The sequence below is a fragment of the Actinomadura sp. NPDC023710 genome, assembly GCF_040639875.1.
Taxonomy (GTDB): Bacteria; Actinomycetota; Actinomycetes; order Streptosporangiales; family Streptosporangiaceae; genus Spirillospora; species Spirillospora citrea.
Genome location: NZ_JBFAGB010000017.1, coordinates 60,810 through 78,009 on the forward strand (window position 1 = coordinate 60,810; position 17,200 = coordinate 78,009).

The window sequence follows — 17,200 nt, forward strand, 5'->3', positions numbered from 1 at the left end:
GGACGCACGCTCCTCGGTGGCTGAAACTTTCCTCCCTTTTCACGTCCCGCATCATCTGTCCCTTTGTTCTCGCCGGCGGGCGGGGCCGTCCGAACCGCTCAGCTGGGTAGGTATCCCAGGATCCGGTTCGCCCACGGGTTCGTCCCGCCGTGAGCGGCTCAGCGTGGAGCCCAGGAGGCCGTCGGGCGCGGCCGGACGCGCCCCGAACCACTCCTGGGAGACACACGTGATCAGTAAGCTGCTCGTCGCCAACCGTGGCGAGATCGCCGTGCGCGCCTTCCGCGCGGCGTACGAACTCGGCATCGCCAGCGTCGCCGTGTACGCGCACGAGGACCGCCTGTCCCTGCACCGGCAGAAGGCGGACGAGGCGTACGAGATCGGGGAGCACGGCCATCCCGTCCGCGCCTACCTGGACGTGGACGGGATCGTGGAGACGGCGCTGCGGGTCGGCGCCGACGCCGTCTATCCGGGCTACGGCTTCCTGTCGGAGAGCCCCGAGCTGGCGGCGGCGTGCGAGCGCGCCGGGATCAAGTTCGTCGGACCTCCGTCGCGGGTGCTGAACCTGGCGGGCAACAAGATCGAGGCGGTCGCGGCGGTCGCGGCGGCGCGGCGCGCGGGCCTGCCGGTGCTGCGCTCGACGACGCCCGAGCCGGGACGGGAGCTGGAGGCGGCCGACGAGGTCGGGTTCCCGCTGTTCGTGAAGGCCGCGGCGGGCGGCGGCGGGCGCGGGCTGCGCCGCGTCGACCACCGCGAGGAGCTGGAGGCCGCCGTGGACACGGCGCGCCGCGAGGCCGAGAGCGCGTTCGGCGACCCGACGGTGTTCCTGGAGCAGGCGGTGGACCGTCCCCGCCACATCGAGGTGCAGGTCCTCGCGGACGGCGCCGGGCACATCGTCCACCTGCGCGAGCGCGACTGCTCGGTGCAGCGCCGCCACCAGAAGGTCGTCGAGATCGCGCCCGCGCCCGGGCTGGACCCGGAGACGACCCGGCGGCTCTGCGAGGACGCGGTCAGGTTCGCCCAGGAGATCGGCTACGAGAACGCGGGAACGGTCGAGTTCCTCGTGGACGACCGCGGCGAGCACGTCTTCATCGAGATGAACCCCCGCATCCAGGTCGAGCACACCGTCACCGAGGAGGTCACGGGCGTCGACCTGGTGCAGAGCCAGCTGCGCATCGCGGGCGGCGAGACGCTCGCCGCCCTCGGCATCGCGCAGGACGAGGTCGCCGTGAGCGGGTTCGCCGTGCAGTGCCGCATCACGACCGAGGACCCGGCGAACGGCTTCCGGCCCGACACCGGGAAGATCTCGGCGTACCGGTCCCCGGGCGGCGCCGGGGTGCGGCTCGACACGGGAACGGCCTACGGCGGCGCGATCGTGTCGCCGCACTTCGACTCGCTGCTGGTGAAGCTGACGTGCCGCGGCCGGACGTTCGAGGACGCGGTGCGCAGGGCGCGCCGGGCCGTCGCCGAGTTCCGCATCAGGGGCGTCGCCTCCAACATCCCGTTCCTCCAGGCGCTGCTGGACGAGCCCGACTTCCGCGCGGGCGGCGTCACCACGTCCTACATCGCCGAACATCCCGCCCTGCTCACGGCCCGTTCCAGCGGCGACCGTGCGACGCGGCTCGTCCGGTACCTGGCGGACGTCACGGTCAACAAGCCGCACGGCGAGGCGCCCACCGACCTGGACCCGGCGACGAAGCTGCCGCCGCTCGACCTCGACGGGCCGTTCCCAGAGGGGTCGCGAGACCGGCTGCTGGCGCTCGGCGCGCGCGCGTTCGCCGAGCAACTCCGGAACCAGGACGCCCTGGCCGTCACTGACACGACGTTCCGCGACGCGCATCAGTCGCTCCTCGCTACGCGAGTACGCACCTACGACCTGCTGTCAGCCGCCCCCTACCTCGCCCGGATGACGCCGCAGCTTCTCTCTGTCGAGGCGTGGGGCGGGGCAACGTACGACGTCGCGCTCCGGTTCCTGGGCGAGTCGCCCTGGGACAGGCTGGCCGCGATCCGCGAGGCGGCGCCCAACCTGTGCATCCAGATGCTTCTGCGTGGTCGCAACACCGTGGGCTACACGCCGTACCCCGATTCGGTGGCTCGGGCCTTCGTCAAGGAGGCGGCCAGTACGGGAGTCGACATCTTCCGCGTGTTCGACGCCCTGAACGACGTGGACCGCATGCGTCCGGCCATCGACGCGGCCCTCCAGACTCACGCGCTAGTGGAGGGCACGCTCTGCTACACCGGCGACCTGTCCTCCCCGGGCGAAAGGCTCTACACGCTCGACTACTACTTGCGTCTGGCGGAGGAACTCGTCGACGCGGGAGTCCACGTCCTCTGCGTCAAGGACATGGCCGGCCTGCTCCGGGCGCCCGCGGCGCGCACCCTCGTCAGGGCCCTCCGTGAGCGGTTCGACCTGCCCGTCCACCTGCACACCCACGACACGGCCGGCGGGCAGATCGGCACCTACATCGCCGCCATCGAAGCGGGCGTCGACGCCGTCGACGGCGCCGCCGCGCCGCTCTCGGGCACCACGAGCCAGCCGCCGCTCCAGGCGATCGTGGCCGCGACCGACTTCACCGAGCACGCCACCGGGATCGACCTGGACGCGCTCACCGTCATGGAGCCGTACTGGGAGGCCGTCCGGAGGCTCTACGCACCGTTCGAGATGGGGCTCCCGTCGCCGACCGGACGCGTCTACCGGCACGAGATCCCGGGCGGGCAGCTGTCCAACCTGCGGCAGCAGGCCGTCGCCCTCGGCCTCGGCGACCGCTTCGAGGAGATCGAGCGCCTCTACGCCGCCGCGGACGCCATCCTCGGGCGGCTCGTGAAGGTCACCCCGTCCAGCAAGGTCGTGGGGGACCTGGCCCTGCACCTCGTCGCGGCGGGCGCCGACCCGGACGACTTCGCCGAGAACCCCGACCGCTATGACATCCCCGACAGCGTCATCGGGTTCCTGAGCGGCGAACTGGGCGACCCGCCCGGCGGCTGGCCCGAGCCGTTCCGCACCAAGGCCCTCGCGGGACGCCAGCACACGCCCGCCCGGGCCGAACTGGACGGCGCCGAAGAGAAGGCCCTGGCCGGTCCTGAGGTTCGCGACACGCTCGACCGCCTGCTCTTCCCGGGCCCGGCGAAGGACTACCGCGAAGCCCGCGCCGCCTACGGCGACCTCTCCGTCCTGCCGACCGGCCCGTTCCTGTACGGGCTCCGCGCGGGGCACGAGGTGGCGTTCGACCTCGAACCCGGCGTCCGCGTCCTGGCCGGTCTGGAGGCCGTCGGCGACGTCGACGAGGCGGGCGTCCGGCAGGTCATCTGCTCGGTGAACGGCCAGCTCCGCACGCTCTCCGTCCGCGACAAGTCCGTCAAGTCCGACGCGCCGCCGGTCGAGCGCGCCGACCCCGCCGAGCCCGGCCACGTCGCCGCCCCGTTCGACGGATCGGTGACGCTGCGGGCGGCCAAGGGCGACGAGGTCGCCGCGGGAGACGTGGTCGCCACCATCGAGGCCATGAAGATGGAGGCCGCGATCACGGCACCGGTCGCGGGCACCGTCGCCCGGCTGGCCGTCCCGGAGGCGACGCCCGTCCAGGCGGGCGACCTCCTCCTGGTCATCCAGGACGGCGCCTAGGGCACCTTCCGTTCCGGGGACGCCGGACGCGTCGCGTAGCCGCCCAGGGACGGTTCGAGCAGGTCGAAGGCGGTCTTCGCGGACTCCGCGAGGGCCGCCTCGATCTCTTCGTGGGTCTCGCCCCGCACGGTGCGGCACAGGGTCTCCCGGAACAGGACGCGGTGGACGCCGCCGAGCTGCGCGGCGACGAGGCGGGGGAGGACGTCGTCCGGCCCCGCGCCGGTCTCCTCGGCGAGGACGGCGGCGAGGGCGTCCTCCCGCTCCTCGTGGAACTCGCGGAGCCGCGCCACCAGCGCCGGGCTCTCGGTGATCATCCGGGCGAAGTCGGGACCGGAGAAGCCGATCACGGCGTCATGCCGCCGGAGGGCCTCCAGGAAGCCCCGGCGCAGCGCGGCCAGCGCCGACTCGCCCGGCGCCCGCTCGGCGACCGTGCGCGCCAGGAGGGCCACGAACACCTCGTGCAGGTCGAGCGCCAGGTCCTCCTTCCTGGGGAAGTAGTTGGTGACGGTCATCTTCGCCACCTGTGCCGCCGCGGCGACGTCGGCGATCGTCACCCGGTCGAAGCCGTGCCGCAGGAACAGGCGGGTCGCCTGGTGCGAAATGCTCTGGCGCGTCTGCTGCTTCTTCATCTCCCGCAGTCCCATGCCGCCATCCTTTCATAACACGACCTAAGTTCGTGCTTGACACATACTTAGGTCGGCTCCAAGTTTGGGCGGCGAGCCTGACGGGTACCGAGATCGGGTGACCGTTCCCTCCCGGCCGGACGAGCAAAGGACACAGCCCTGAACGCCAGCCACGCGCCGAGCGCAACCCCCCGCTCCACCGTGAACCTCGTCGACCCGATGAAGGACTACCTGTCCCGCATCGGGCGCACCGCGCTGCTCACCGCCGAGCAGGAGGTCGACCTGGCCAAGCGCATCGAGGCCGGCCTGTTCGCCCGAGAGCGCCTCATCACCCTGGGCGACGAACTGAGCCTCCAGGACAAGCAGGACCTGGAGTGGATCGCCGCCGACGGTGCCCGCGCCAAGGAGCACATGGTCGAGGCGAACCTGCGCCTCGTCGTGTCGCTCGCCAAGCGCTACATGGGCCACGGCCTCCAGCTCAACGACCTCGTGCAGGAGGGCAATCTCGGCCTGATCCGCGCCGTGGAGAAGTTCGAGTACCGCCGCGGCCTGAAGTTCTCCACCTACGCCGTCTGGTGGATCAAACAGGCGATCAGCCGCGCGCTGGCCGACCAGAGCCGCACCATCCGCATCCCCGTGCACGTCGTCGAGGTGCTCAACCGGATGACGCGCGTCCGGCGGCGGATGATGCAGGACCTCGGCCGCGAGCCGAACTCGCAGGAACTGGCCGTCGAGCTCGACGTCACGCCCGAGAAGGTCGAGTGGCTGCGGCGGCAGGCCCGCGAGCCGCTGTCCCTGCACACCCCGCTCGGCGAGGACGGCGACGGCGAGCTCGCCGACGTCATCGAGGACCCCGACGGCGGCGACCCCGCCGACGTCGTGGCGACGTCGATGCTGCGCGGGCGGCTCGACGCCGTCCTGGAGACGCTCACCGAGCGCGAGGCGGGCGTCATCTCGCTGCGGTTCGGACTGTCGGGCGGCGAGCCCAAGACCCTGGAGGAGGTCGGCAAGGTCTACGGGGTGACGCGCGAGCGCATCCGGCAGATCGAGTCCAAGGGCATGCACAAGCTGCGCCACCCGTCCCGCCGCGAGACCCTCGCGGACCTGCTCGGCTGACCCTGCCGGCCCGGCCGACGCCCGGCCGACGCCCGGGGAGGCCGCGGCGCTCTTCCGTATGGCCCCGCGTGCCGACCCGGGGACGTCAGGTCGTGGCGCCGGGGCCTCCGGCCAGCCGCCGGGCGAGTTCGTCGCGCTCACGGGTGAGCTCGGCCACCTCGTGCTGGAGCTCGAAGATGCGCCGGATGGCGGGCAGCGTCATGCCCTCGCCCATCATCGAGACGACCTCCTGAATGCGGCCGACCTCGTGTCGGCTGTAGCGGCGCTGACCGCCGGTCGAGCGCTGAGGGGAGACGACCCGGTGGTCGTCGATGCGGCGCAGGAACGCCTGCTGGACGTCCAGCATCTGCGCCACCTGCCCCACCGTGAACAGCGCGGCGTGCTCGTCGTCGAACGGCAGGTTCATGCGGGCCTCCTCGGCGCCGGTGCGGTCCCGGCGGACCGCCGGGCGAATGCGGGCGGCCCCGGTCGCCTCGGCTCGTCGAAGGCCGCGCCGACCGGGGCCGCCCGGACACCGCGCGTCAGCGCCTGATCGCCTTCTGGCCGCCGCCCGACTGCTGGACGGCCACCTTCCGCGGCCGCGCCCGCTCCAGCACGGGGATGCGGACGGCGAGGACGCCGTTCTCGTAGGCGGCCTCGATCGCCTCGGCGTCCAGGTGCTCCGACAGGTAGACCCGGCGGGTGAAGGAGCCCATGGTGCGCTCGCGGACGAAGACGCGCTCGTCCTCGTCGAACTCCTCCTCGCGCCGCGCGGTCACCGAGAGCACACCGCGGTCGACGGTGACCTCGATGGAGCCGGGGTCGACCCCCGGCAGGTCGAACCGAAGGACGACGTCGTCGGCGCGGCGGATGCCGTCCATCGGCATGCCGGCGCCGCCGCCCTGACCGGCGGCCTGGCGGACCGCCCGGTCGAACTGACGCTCGAACTCCTGCACGAACGGGTCGATCGACGTCAGCAACATGGACCATCACCTCCGAAGACCTCGGCGCCTGGCCGTGCGCCGGTTACCTGTTCCTCGTACAAGAGGAAACCTGTAACTCAAGTTATAAGAAACCGGAGAAGCCGGTGTCAAGCCCCGGTCGCTGTGCCCGCCCACTCGCATGTGTCGCGATCGCTCCGTTTTGGTGGCTCTGGGGCCGCTTCCACCCTCGGGATGAGAGAGTGGATGATCTAGAAACGGCTCCTTCGGGAACACGGTCGGCGCGGAGAGACGGGGATGATGGCCAGAGGGCTGGGACGGCTGACGGGGCGCGGTGTCGTCAGGGGCGCGGCCGCGGGGGCGGTGCTCGTTCTGACGTTGGCGACGGCCCAGGTCGCGGCGACGGCGGCCGGGCCGGACGTGGGCCCGTCCGCGATCGCCACGGCGCTGCCGCCGACCGTCCCGTTCGATCCCGCCAAGCTTCGGGCCACCCTGGACGCCACGCACGACGCCGGCATGTACGGGCTGTTCTCCGAGGTCCGGGACGGCCGCACGGCGTGGGACGGCGCGGCCGGGGCGGCGGACGTGCGCACGGGGCGCCCGGTCACCCCGGGCATGCGCCAGCGGGTCGGCAGCATCACCAAGTCGTTCGTCGCCACCGCGATCCTCCAGCAGGTCGAGCAGGGGCGCGTCGACCTCGACGCCCCGGTCGCCCGCTACCTGCCCGGCCTCATTCCGGGACGCTACGGCGAGCAGACGACCGTGCGGATGGTGCTCGACCACACGAGCGGCATCGGCGACTACGTCGCCGCGGCGTTCCCCTCACTGCGGGAGCTGTCGGCCGACAGCCTGGACGAGTACCGGTTCCGCGACGTCCGGCCCGCGCAGCTCGTCGCGTGGGGGGTGCGGGCGCCGCGCACCGGAGAGCCGGGCGAGCGCTGGTCGTACTCCAACACCAACTACGTCATCGCCGGGGAACTCCTGGAGAAGGTGACCGGGACCACGGCGGAGAAGTACATCACCCGGAACGTCATCCGGAAAGCCGGGCTGAAGCACACCTACTTCCCGTCCTCGCCCTGGATAGCGGGTCCGCACCCGCGGATGTACGAGTCGCTGTACCAGCATGTGACGCCGCCCCGCGACTACAGCACCTTCGACATGAGCTGGGCGTGGACGGCGGGCGCGCTGGTGTCCACCATGGACGACCTCAACCGCTTCTACCGCAGGCTCCTCACCGGCGACCTCATCGGGCCGGACGCCCTGGCGCAGATGCAGCGGACCGTCCCGGTGAAGGACGCGGACGGCAACGTCCTGATGAACTACGGCCTCGGGATCTACTCTCTCGACCTCCCGTGCGGGACGTTCTGGGGTCACGACGGCGCGGTGTTCGGCGCCGGGACCCAGTCCCTGTCGTCCGCCGGGGGCGAGCGGCAGATCTCCCTGGCCTTCAACCTGATGAAGTACCAGCAGCTCAGCGCCGGCGGCACGCCCGTCCCGCACCCGATCGACAACGCGCTGGCCGCGCACGTGGTGGAGGCCCTGTGCGGCAGCCGGCCCGCGACCGGCACGGCACGGCCCCCGGCGCAGGTGCGGTTGCTGCCGCTCCAGGCCCTCCGCGCCGCCGGATGACACGCGGCTGACCCGCGAAGGTGTCAGGCCAGGCTGGACGGGTCGGTGTTGGCGCCGCACAGGACGACCACGACACGCTCCCCGGGGGACGGGCGGTAGGCACCGCCGCGGAGCGCCGCCACGGCGGCGGCCGTGCCGTGCTCGACGACGAGGCGGTACTCCTCCCACACGAACCGGCGGGCCTCGATGATCGCCTCGTCGGTGACCAGGACGGGACGCACCCCGGTACGGGAGGCGACCGCGAACGCGATCTCGCCGGCCCGGGTCGCGCCGAGGGAGTCGGCGGCGATCCCCGACACCTCCACGTCCACGGGACGTCCGGTGTGCAGGGCGCGTTCGAGGGTCGGGATCGTCACGGGCTCGACGCCGACGACGCGCACCCGCCCTTCGAGCGCGGCGGCGACGCCCGCCATCAGCCCTCCGCCGCCGACCGCCAGCAGGACCGTGTCGGCCTCGCCGCCGGTCTGCTCCAGCAACTCCAGGCCCAGCGTGCCCTGGCCCGCGCACACCTCCGGCAGGTCGTAGGCGTGGCAGAACAGCGCGCCGGTGTCGGCGGCGCGCTTGGTCGCGGCGTCCTGCGCCTCGGCGTCCCGGGTGCCGACCTGCACGACCGCGGCGCCGAGGGCCCGCAGCCGCGCGACCTTCACCGCGGGCGCCGTCTCCGGCACGTACACCTCGGCCGGGACGCCCGCCCGCGCCGCCGCGTACGCGAAGGCCAGCCCCGCGTTCCCGCCGGACGCCGCGACGACGCCCGCCTCCGGAAGCCGCCCCTCGTCCCGTGCGGCCAGGATGTGGTTGAACGCACCGCGCGCCTTGAACGACCCCGTGTGCTGCGTCAGTTCGAGCTTCAGCCACGTCCGCCCGGCGGGCGCGAGCGGCCCCGGCTCGACCTCGACCATCGGCGTGCGGCGGACATGGCCCGCGACACGCTCCGCCGCGGCCTGGACGTCTGAGCGATCGATCACCGTTCTCCCTCCGAAGCCACCAGCACCCAACACCAGTTTGGGACATGACACCCGTTCGGGCCACCCGAACCCCCGCCCGTACCCCAACCCCCTGGTGAGGGCAGCTGACCGGCGTCCTCCGCTTCGCTCCGGACGCCGGTCAGCGGACGGTGCGGAGTTGGTCAGCGAGCACGGCGAGTCTCTTCATCGGTGCGGGAGGCACGTCCCGCCGGACTAGGGAGGTCCCCATGAAGAACGTCCTCATCTCGGGTGCGAGCATCGGCGGTCCCGCGCTGGCGTACTGGCTGCGGCGGTACGGGTTCGGTGTGACGGTCGTGGAGGTGGCGCCCGGGCCGCGGGCCGGCGGGCAGGCGATCGACGTGCGCGGGCCGGCGCTGGAGGTCGCCGAGCGGATGGGCGTCCTCGACCGGATCCGCGAGGAGCGCGTCGAGATGCGCGGCATGTCCATGGTGGACGGGGACGGCAACGAGCTGTACCGCAGCGAGGAGTACACGATCAGCGGCGGCGACCTGAGCAGCCCGGACGTGGAGATCCTGCGCGACGACCTGTCCCGGATCCTGGCGGACGCGGCCGGCGACGGCGTCGAGTACCTCTACGGCGACTCGATCGCCGGGCTGGAGCAGGGCGACGACGGCGTGCGGGTGATCTTCCACAGCGGGCTGATCCGCACGTTCGACCTGGTCGTCGGCGCGGACGGCGCGCACTCGGCCACGCGGCGGCTGGTGTTCGGGCCGGAGAAGGACTACCTGACCCACCTCGGCACCTACCTCTCGGTGTGGACGGCCCCGAACTTCCTCGGCCTGGACCGCTGGCAGGTGTTCCACCAGATGCCGGGCAGCAGCTGGGGCGGCGGCGTGATGAGCGTCCGCGGCAACGAGGAGGTCCGCGTCTACATGGGGTTCGAGTCCGAGCGGCCGATCGAGTACGACCACCGCGACACCGCCGCGCAGAAGAAGATCATGGCGGACGCGCTGGCCGGGGGCGGCTGGGTGCTGCCCGAGCTGCTGGAGACGATGTGGGCGGCGCCCGACTTCCACTTCGACTCGATGGCGCAGGTCCACATGGACTCCTGGTCGAAGGGGCGGGTCGTCCTGCTGGGGGACGCGGGGTACTGCGGATCGCCGCTTTCCGGGCAGGGCACGAGCATGGCCATCGTCGGCGCGTACGTGCTGGCCGGGGAGCTGAAGGCGGCGGCCGGCGACCACCGCGCCGCGTTCGCGAACTACGAGAAGGAGCTGCGCGGGTACGTCGCCGCCAACCAGGAGCTGGCGCTGACCAACAAGGCGCGGGTGGACGCGCAGCGCAACGCCGAGATGGGCGCCGAGACCGAGGCGATCGACTTCCAGGACTTCGGCGAGATCGTCGGCTCGTTCACGGTGCGGGACTACTGAGCGAGGCGGCGCGGTCCAGCAGGACCTTGCGTTCGGGCGCGTTGCGGGTGAGCTCCGCGGCGCGCTCGAACTGCGTCCGGGCCTCCTCCAGCCGCCCGAGGCGGGCGAGCAGGTCGCCGCGGACGCTCGGCAGCAGGTGGTAGCCGCGCAGGGCGGGCTCGTCCACCAGCGCGTCGGCGAGCTCAAGACCCTTCTCGGCGCCGTCCGCCATGCCGACCGCCACGGCCCGGTTCAGCTCCACGACGGGGGAGGGCGCGACGCGGGCGAGGACCTCGTAGAGCGACGCGATCTGCGCCCAGTCGGTGTCCTCGGCGGCGGGCGCCTGCGCGTGGCAGGCGGCGATCGCGGCCTGCAGGACGTAGGGGCCGGGCGGCTCGCCGATCTTCTTCGCGCGCAGCAGCGCCGCGAACCCGCGGTGGATGAGGAGCCTGTCCCACCGGCCGCGGTCCTGCTCCAGAAGCGGGACGGGCTCCCCGGACGGCCCGGTGCGCGCCCGGGTGCGGGACGCCTGGATCTCCATCAGCGCGGCGAGCCCGTGCACCTCGGGCTCGCCCGGGGCCAGCTCCGCGAGGATCCGGCCGAGGCGCAGCGCCTCGCGGCACAGGTCCGCCCGCACCCAGGCGTCGCCCGCGCTGGCGGCGTATCCCTCGTTGAAGATGAGGTAGACGACCTCCAGCACGGACGCCAGCCGGGCCGCGCGGCCGGGGCCCTCCGGCACCTCGAACGGGACGTTCGCCTCCGACAGCGTCCGTTTCGCCCGGACGATCCGCTGCGCCACGGTCGCCTCGGGGACGAGGAACGCGTGCGCGATCTCCTCGGTGGTGAGGCCGCCGAGCATGCGCAGCGTCAGCGCGACCCGCGCCTGCGCGGACAGCACGGGGTGGCACGCGGTGAAGACCAGCCGGAGGACGTCGTCCTCGATGCGGTCGTCGTCCGGGACGTCGAACTCCTCGGGCGGCGCCTGGGTCTCCAGGTCGCGGCCCATTTCCTCGATCTTGTCGTCGAGGCGCCGCAGCCGCCGGATCCGGTCGACGGCGCGGCGCTTGCCGACGGCCATGAGCCAGGCGCCCGGGTTGTCCGGGACGCCTGACTCCGGCCACTGTTCGAGCGCGGCGACCAGCGCGTCCTGCGCGAGTTCCTCGGCGAGCCCGATGTCGTGCACCATGCGGGCGAGACCGGCGATGATGCGCGCGGCCTCCAGCCGCCACACCGCGTCGATGCTCGCGTGCACGCCCGTGCCGCGCGCGGGCGCCCTACGCGCCCCGGGCTCGTCCGATGCCGTCACGCTGCCGATGAGAGCACCCGCACCGGCCGCCGCGCAAGCTCAGCGGACGCTCACCGGCCCGGCCGGACGCCCCCCGGCCGCGACCTCACGCGCCGGGGATGTCGTCCGGCCCGAACACCTGCTGGATGACGCCCTCGCCGTCGCCGATGATCGCCCAGAACCGCTTGGACAGCTCGATCGCCTCCTCGCGGGTGCCCACCTCGATGAGGGCGAACCCGACGACCGCCTCCTTCGCCTCGGCGAACGGGCCGTCCAGGACGGTGACCTTGCCGCCGGACGACTTGATCCGGGTGCCGCCGGGCTCCAGCCCGCCGGTCGCGAGCAGCGCCCCGCTCCGGGACATCTCCTCGATGAACTTGCCCATCTCCATCTGCAGCTTCTCGTCCGGCGGGCCGGCGGGCGCAGAACCGTCGTCCGTCGTCATCATCAGGAACCGCATGTCGTCTCCTCTGTTCACCGGCCCGGTCCTTCCCGGCCTGTCACGAACGCGTCGAAGAAGGTGTGACCGGATCGACATCCCTCGCCGAAATCTTCTGGATTTTTTTCTGCCCCGTATCGTGCCAGGTCATGGCGGTATCGGACCGGACGCTCCCGCCTATCCGCCGAGATGCCCATCGAAGAGGACATTCCGGACTAGTGGGCAAGTGAGTCTTCAACAAGTAACTTCATCCGGTGGAAAGTTTTTTCGCACGTCGAGGAGGGCGCCCCATGGGAGTTCCGGCACCGGTGACCGGCGGGCCGTCCATGCCGAGGGCGGGACGCCGGGCGCGGCACGAGCGGTGGAGCGCCGCGGGGCGCGGGGCCTCATGAGCGCCGCCGAGCCCGCGGGCGACCGCGCCCGCGTCGCCCAGGACCACCGGGCGGCGGGCCCGACGGTGCTGCGGATGCTGGTCGGCGCGCAGCTGCGCCGGTACCGGGAGGCCGCCGGCATCTCCACCGAGGCCGCCGGGTACGAGATCCGCGGCTCGCACTCCAAGATCAGCCGGATGGAGCTCGGCCGCGTCGGCTACAAGGAGCGCGACGTCGCCGACCTGCTGACCCTCTACGGCGTGACCGACCCGTCGCTGCGCGAACCGCTGCTGGAGCTGGCCGAGCACGCCAGTGCGCCCGGCTGGTGGCAGCCGTTCGGCGACGTGGTCCCGTCCTGGTTCGAGCCCTACCTGGGGCTGGAGCAGGGCGCGGTGCTCGTCCGCGTGTACGAGGTCCAGGACATCCCGGAGCTGCTCCAGACCAGGGACTACGCCCGCGCCCTCCTCGCGGCCCGCCACTCGGAGGCGGGGCCCGAGGAGATCGAGCGGCGGGTGGAGCTGCGGATGCGGCGCCGGCGCGTGTTCGAGCGCCCGGACCCGCTGCGGCTGTGGGCGGTGCTGGACGAGGCGACGCTGTGCCGGACGGTCGGCGGCCGCGCCACGATGCGCGCCCAGATCGAGCACCTGATCGAGATGGCGGAGCTGCCGAACGTCACCGTGCAGATCGTGCCCTTCAGCTCGGGCGGGCACGCGGCGGAGGGCGGCCCGATGACGCTGCTGCGGTTCGCCGAGCCCGAGCTGCCCGACGTGGTCTACCTGGAGCACCTCACCTGCGCGCTCTACCCGGACCGGGCGTCCGACATCGCCCGCTACCGCGACGCCCTGAACCGTATCGGCGTCCAGGCCGAGCCCCCGGACCGCACCCGCGCGATCCTCCAGGCCGCCCTGGCCCGGCTCGGCAGGGCGCCGCGCCGGGCCGCCGGGTGACCGCCCCTACTGCGCGGTGGGGACGTAGGTGGCGATGATGACGCCGGTCTTGAAGACCTTGGTGCCGGCCAGCTCGAACGTGGCCGAGAACTCGTCGGCGTTGAGCAGGTCGGCGGTCTCACGGGGGCCGACGAGGACCGGGTGGATCCACAGGCGCAGCTCGTCCAGCAGGCCGTGCTCGACGAGCGTCCGGGACACCGGGCCGAAGCCGTACTGCAGGATGTCCTGACCGTCCTGCTCCTTCAGCTTGGTGATCTCGGCGACGGCCTCCGCCCGCGGGATCGCCGTCGTGTCGCCCCAGCCGGGCTTGCGCAGGGAGTCGGACACGACGTAGTGGGGCAGGGTGTTCATCCGGACGCCGAAGTCGCCGGTGGCCTCCTCCATGGCCGGCCACGCCTGGGAGAAGCCGTCGAACGTCTTGCGTCCCATCAGCACGGCGTCGCAGGAGAACAGCAGCTCCCGGGCGTAGGCGGCGGCCTCGTCCTGGAAGTAGGCCGAGGTCCAGTTCTGCGGGTTCTCGATGACGCCGTCGAGCGACACGTACGTCGAGTTAATGATCTTGCGCATGGTCTCCTCCGTCAGGGTGATCGTTTCGCCTTTCCGGCGCGGTGGGACCACTGTGCGCGAGAGGGTTTACCGCATTCTTACGCTTCCTTTCCGGCGGCCGGCCCGACGCGCGGGGGCGCGAGTTCGCAATAGGGTCGAAAGATGCGTTTCGGGCTGCTCGGACCGCTCGCGGTCTGGACCGACGACGGCGGGCTCGTCCCCGTGCCGGGACTGAAGGTGCGGGCGCTCCTGGCGGACCTGCTCGTGCACGAGGGCCGTCCGGTGCCCGCCGACCGGCTGATCGACGACCTGTGGGGCGACGCGCCGCCCGGGAACCCGATGGGCGCGCTGTCGGCGAAGGTGTCGCAGCTGCGCCGCGTCCTGGAGGACGCGGAGCCGGGCGCGCGGGCGCTGGTGGAGTCGCGCCCCGCCGGATACCTGCTGGGCGCCGCCGCCGAGCGGGTGGACGCCCGGTGCTTCCAGGCGCTGGTCGAACGGGCCCGGGAGGCCGCGGAGCCGAAGGAGAGGGCGGCGCTGCTGGCGGAGGCGCTCGGGCGGTGGCGCGGCCCCGCGCTCGCCGACTTCCGGGACGAGGAGTTCACCCGGGCGGCGGTGGCGAGGCTTGAGGAACTGCGGCTGACCGCCCTGGAGGAGCAGGCCGAGGCGCGGCTGGCGCTCGGCGAGCACGGTGCCCTGGCGGGCGAACTCGGCGTCGCCGTCGAGGAGCACCCGCTGCGCGAGCGGCTGAGGGCCGCGCACATGCGGGCCCTCTACGGGGCCGGACGGCAGAACGAGGCGCTGGAGGGCTACGAGCGGTACCGGGTGCTGCTCGCCGACGAGCTGGGCCTGGACCCGGGCGCCGAGCTGGCCGCGCTCCAGCGGGCCGTCCTGCGGCAGGACCCCGGCCTCGGCGGGCCCGCCGCCCCGGAGCCGTCGCGCCCGCGGTCGAACCTGCCCGTCCCGCAGACGGGGCTGATCGGGCGGGACGGCGCCGTCCGGGAGATCCGGGCGCGGATCGGCACCGACCGGCTGGTCACGCTGACCGGCCCGGGCGGGGTGGGCAAGACCCGCCTGGCGATCGAGACGGCGGCCGGGCTCGCCGACGCGTTCGGCGACGGCGTGTGGATGGCGGAGCTGGCGGGGCTGGAGCGCTCGACCGTGCCCGACCTCGCGGAGGTCGTGACGGCGATCCTCGACATCCGGGACGCGCCGGGCGCGCCCGCCGCGGCGCTCGACCGGCTGGCGGCGGCGCTCGGCGCCCGCCGGCTGCTGCTCGTCCTGGACAACTGCGAGCACGTCGTCGAGCAGGCCGCCGAGCTGGCGGACCGGCTGCTGCGCGGGGTGCCCGGGGTGCGCGTGCTGGCGACGAGCCGGGAGCCGCTCGGCCTGCCGGGCGAGGTCGTGTGGGCCGTCCCGCCGCTGGACGTGCCGGGCCGCGACGACGACCCGGCCGCGTCGAGCGCGGTCCGGCTGTTCGCGGAGCGGGCGCGCGCGGCCTCGCGGGGCTTTCTGCTGGACGGGGACACGGCCGGGCGGGTCGGGGAGCTGTGCCGCCGGCTGGACGGCATCCCGCTCGCTCTGGAACTGGCCGCGACCAGGGTGCGGACGCTCGGGGTCGAGGGCCTCGTCGAACGGATCGACGACCGGTTCCGGCTGCTGTCGTCCGGGCACCGCGGCGGCCCGGCCCGGCAGCGCACGCTCACCGCGGTGATCGACTGGAGCTGGGACCTGCTGACCGGGCCGGAGCGCGCGGTGCTGCGCCGGCTGTCGGTGCACGCCGACGGCTGCACGGCCGACTCGGCCGAGGTCGTGTGCGCGGGCGGGGACGTCCCGGACGCGGATGTCCTCGACGTCCTGGTCCGGCTGGTCGACCGCTCGCTGGTCGTGATGACGGAGCGTCCCGGGGAGGGCCCGCGGTACCGGCTGCTGGAGTCCGTCGCCGCCTACGCGGCCGAGCGGCTGGCGGAGGCGGGGGAGACGCGGCGCGCCGAGGCAGCGCACAGCGGCCACTACCTGGCCTTGGCCGAGCGTGCGGCGGGCGGCCTCACCGGGCCCGAGCAGGCGCGCTGGCTGGCGAGGCTGGACGTCGAGTCGGCGAACCTGCGGGCCGCGCTCGACGCGGCCGGTTCGGCGGACGAGGCGTTGCGGCTGGTCAACGCGCTCGCCTGGTACTGGTTCCTGCGCGGACGGCTGACCGAGGCGCTGCGGTCGCTGGAGGCGGCCCTCGCGCGGGGCGGCTCGCCGGACGTCCGGGCCCGCGCGCTGGCGTGGCGGGCGGGGCTGGCCGTGCTCAAGGGCGCCCCCGGCGACTGGAAGGCCCGCCGCGACGAGGCCCTCGCGCTCGTGGACGCCACCGGCGACGACCGCCTGAAGGCGTGGGCGCGCTGGTTCCTGACGTTCGCCCGGGCCGAACTGGACGACACCGGCGAGGGCGCCGCGATCCTGGAGGAGGCGCTCGCGGGGTTCCGCGCGTCCGGCGACCGGTGGGGCGAGGCGGCGGCGCTCGTCCAGCGCGCCATGCACGCCCACGCGCGCGGCGAGCCCGCCGCGCTGGAGCGCGACGCCGAGCGGGCCGCCGTGCTGTTCGGCGAGGTCGGCGACCGCTGGGGACGGCTCCAGGCGGTGGAGTGGCTCGGCGGGCTGGCGGAGCTGACCGGCGACTACGACCGGGCCGAGCGGCTCCATCACGACGCGCAGCGGATGGCCGAGGAGCTCCGGATGTGGCCGGACGTCGCCATGCGGATGGCGTGGCGCGGCTGGATCGCCTACCTGCGCCGCGACCACGCGTCCGCGCGGCGGCTGTTCGGGCGGGCGCGCCGGGTCGCCGTGGAGCAGGGGTTCGCGCCCGCGGTCATGTTCGCCGACATCGGCCTCGGGCTGGCGGCGGAGCGCGAGGGACGGCTGGAGGACGCCGAGGACCGGATGCGGCCCCTGCTGGCGGCGGCCTCGCCCGAGGAGTTCCCGCCCCTGTACCTGCCGATGATCCAGAGCGGGCTGGGGCGCGTGGCGGAGGCGCGCGGCGACGCGGTGTCCGCCGTGCGGTACCAGCGGGATGCGCTGGCCGTCGCGATCAGGCTGGCGGCACCGCGCGACCTGGCGGGCGCCCTGGAGTGCCTGGCCTGCGCGCTGGCCCTCACCGGACGGCACCGGGACGCGGCGGAGGCCCTCGGGAAGGCGGCGGCGGTCCGGGAGGCCGCCGGTGTGCCGCCCGGCCCCGTCGAACAGGACGACATCGACCGGGCCGCGGCGCGGATCGGGGACGCGGCCGGGCCGGACGCGCTCGCCGCCGGCGCGGGCCGCGATCCGGTGGAGATCCTGCGGCGCGCGGAGGCCGTCCCTCCGGCAGGCGCCTCCGTCTGGGCGGACCGGTAGG

12 protein-coding genes and 1 pseudogene are annotated in these 17,200 nt (G+C 73.6%); 6 read left to right on the top strand and 7 right to left on the bottom strand.

Annotated features, from left to right (window positions below; all coding sequences use genetic code 11):
* Positions 1–226 precede the first annotated feature (226 nt).
* Positions 227–3,616: a pyruvate carboxylase gene (locus tag AB0H37_RS20990; RefSeq protein ID WP_360614513.1), complete on the top strand. Its 3,390-nt coding sequence runs from the start codon at positions 227–229 to the stop codon at positions 3,614–3,616.
* On the opposite strand, the gene AB0H37_RS20995 is transcribed toward AB0H37_RS20990, so the two are convergent.
* Positions 3,613–4,260, bottom strand: coding sequence for a TetR family transcriptional regulator (locus tag AB0H37_RS20995; protein WP_329095226.1), 648 nt, complete (start codon positions 4,258–4,260; stop codon positions 3,613–3,615). The genes AB0H37_RS20990 and AB0H37_RS20995 overlap by 4 nt on opposite strands.
* 192 nt (positions 4,261–4,452) lie before the next feature.
* Between AB0H37_RS20995 and AB0H37_RS21000 the strand changes: the two are divergent.
* Positions 4,453–5,355: pseudogene (locus AB0H37_RS21000) on the top strand (RNA polymerase sigma factor); the annotation flags it as partial.
* Between the two features lie 85 nt (positions 5,356–5,440).
* Here the strand turns inward: AB0H37_RS21000 and AB0H37_RS21005 are convergent.
* Both AB0H37_RS21005 and AB0H37_RS21010 read right to left on the bottom strand, forming a co-directional pair.
* Positions 5,441–5,761, bottom strand: a complete 321-nt coding sequence (locus tag AB0H37_RS21005) for a MerR family transcriptional regulator (protein ID WP_329095224.1) — start codon at positions 5,759–5,761, stop codon at positions 5,441–5,443.
* A 115-nt stretch (positions 5,762–5,876) separates the two neighbouring features.
* Positions 5,877–6,317, bottom strand: a complete 441-nt coding sequence (locus tag AB0H37_RS21010; protein ID WP_179832537.1) for an Hsp20/alpha crystallin family protein — start codon at positions 6,315–6,317, stop codon at positions 5,877–5,879.
* 255 nt (positions 6,318–6,572) lie between these two features.
* On the opposite strand from AB0H37_RS21010, the gene AB0H37_RS21015 reads away from it, so the two are divergent.
* On the top strand, positions 6,573–7,904 hold the full coding sequence (locus AB0H37_RS21015) for a serine hydrolase domain-containing protein (protein WP_360614515.1): 1,332 nt from the start codon (positions 6,573–6,575) through the stop codon (positions 7,902–7,904).
* A gap of 23 nt (positions 7,905–7,927) precedes the next feature.
* On the opposite strand, the gene AB0H37_RS21020 is transcribed toward AB0H37_RS21015, so the two are convergent.
* Positions 7,928–8,869 carry a threonine/serine dehydratase gene (locus AB0H37_RS21020; RefSeq protein ID WP_360614517.1) on the bottom strand — a complete coding sequence of 314 codons (942 nt, stop codon included), beginning with the start codon at positions 8,867–8,869 and terminating at the stop codon, positions 7,928–7,930.
* A gap of 227 nt (positions 8,870–9,096) precedes the next feature.
* Here AB0H37_RS21020 and AB0H37_RS21025 point away from each other — a divergent pair, with 227 nt between their 5' ends.
* On the top strand, positions 9,097–10,260 hold the full coding sequence (locus AB0H37_RS21025; RefSeq protein ID WP_360614519.1) for an FAD-dependent monooxygenase: 1,164 nt from the start codon (positions 9,097–9,099) through the stop codon (positions 10,258–10,260).
* Here AB0H37_RS21025 and AB0H37_RS21030 read toward each other — a convergent pair.
* Both AB0H37_RS21030 and AB0H37_RS21035 read right to left on the bottom strand, forming a co-directional pair.
* Positions 10,241–11,491 (bottom strand): RNA polymerase sigma factor, encoded by a 1,251-nt coding sequence (locus AB0H37_RS21030; protein WP_329098398.1) that lies wholly within the window; start codon positions 11,489–11,491, stop codon positions 10,241–10,243. The genes AB0H37_RS21025 and AB0H37_RS21030 overlap by 20 nt on opposite strands.
* Before the next feature lie 139 nt (positions 11,492–11,630).
* A complete protein-coding gene (locus AB0H37_RS21035; protein ID WP_329095214.1) occupies positions 11,631–12,002 on the bottom strand; it encodes a YciI family protein in 372 nt (123 codons plus the stop codon).
* A gap of 349 nt (positions 12,003–12,351) precedes the next feature.
* Between AB0H37_RS21035 and AB0H37_RS21040 the strand changes: the two genes are divergently transcribed.
* On the top strand, positions 12,352–13,281 hold the full coding sequence (locus AB0H37_RS21040) for a helix-turn-helix transcriptional regulator (protein ID WP_360614521.1): 930 nt from the start codon (positions 12,352–12,354) through the stop codon (positions 13,279–13,281).
* A 6-nt stretch (positions 13,282–13,287) separates the two neighbouring features.
* On the opposite strand, the gene AB0H37_RS21045 is transcribed toward AB0H37_RS21040, so the two are convergent.
* Entirely contained in the window at positions 13,288–13,848 is a 561-nt protein-coding gene (locus AB0H37_RS21045) for a dihydrofolate reductase family protein (RefSeq protein WP_329095209.1), read from the bottom strand.
* Between the two features lie 141 nt (positions 13,849–13,989).
* Between AB0H37_RS21045 and AB0H37_RS21050 the strand changes: the two genes are divergently transcribed.
* Positions 13,990–17,199, top strand: a complete 3,210-nt coding sequence (locus tag AB0H37_RS21050) for a BTAD domain-containing putative transcriptional regulator (protein WP_360614523.1) — start codon at positions 13,990–13,992, stop codon at positions 17,197–17,199.
* The last annotated feature ends 1 nt before the right edge of the window (position 17,200 follow it).

What these genes read in the sequence shown, in the direction of transcription:
- AB0H37_RS20995 (WP_329095226.1), bottom strand. Translation starts at nt 4,260, where the DNA reads ATGGGACTGCGGGAGATGAAGAAGCAGCAGACGCGCCAGAGCATTTCG.
- AB0H37_RS21005 (WP_329095224.1), bottom strand. Translation starts at nt 5,761, where the DNA reads ATGAACCTGCCGTTCGACGACGAGCACGCCGCGCTGTTCACGGTGGGG.
- AB0H37_RS21010 (WP_179832537.1), bottom strand. Translation starts at nt 6,317, where the DNA reads ATGTTGCTGACGTCGATCGACCCGTTCGTGCAGGAGTTCGAGCGTCAG.
- AB0H37_RS21015 (WP_360614515.1), top strand. Translation starts at nt 6,573, where the DNA reads ATGATGGCCAGAGGGCTGGGACGGCTGACGGGGCGCGGTGTCGTCAGG.
- AB0H37_RS21025 (WP_360614519.1), top strand. Translation starts at nt 9,097, where the DNA reads ATGAAGAACGTCCTCATCTCGGGTGCGAGCATCGGCGGTCCCGCGCTG.
- AB0H37_RS21040 (WP_360614521.1), top strand. Translation starts at nt 12,352, where the DNA reads ATGAGCGCCGCCGAGCCCGCGGGCGACCGCGCCCGCGTCGCCCAGGAC.
- AB0H37_RS21045 (WP_329095209.1), bottom strand. Translation starts at nt 13,848, where the DNA reads ATGCGCAAGATCATTAACTCGACGTACGTGTCGCTCGACGGCGTCATC.
- AB0H37_RS21050 (WP_360614523.1), top strand. Translation starts at nt 13,990, where the DNA reads ATGCGTTTCGGGCTGCTCGGACCGCTCGCGGTCTGGACCGACGACGGC.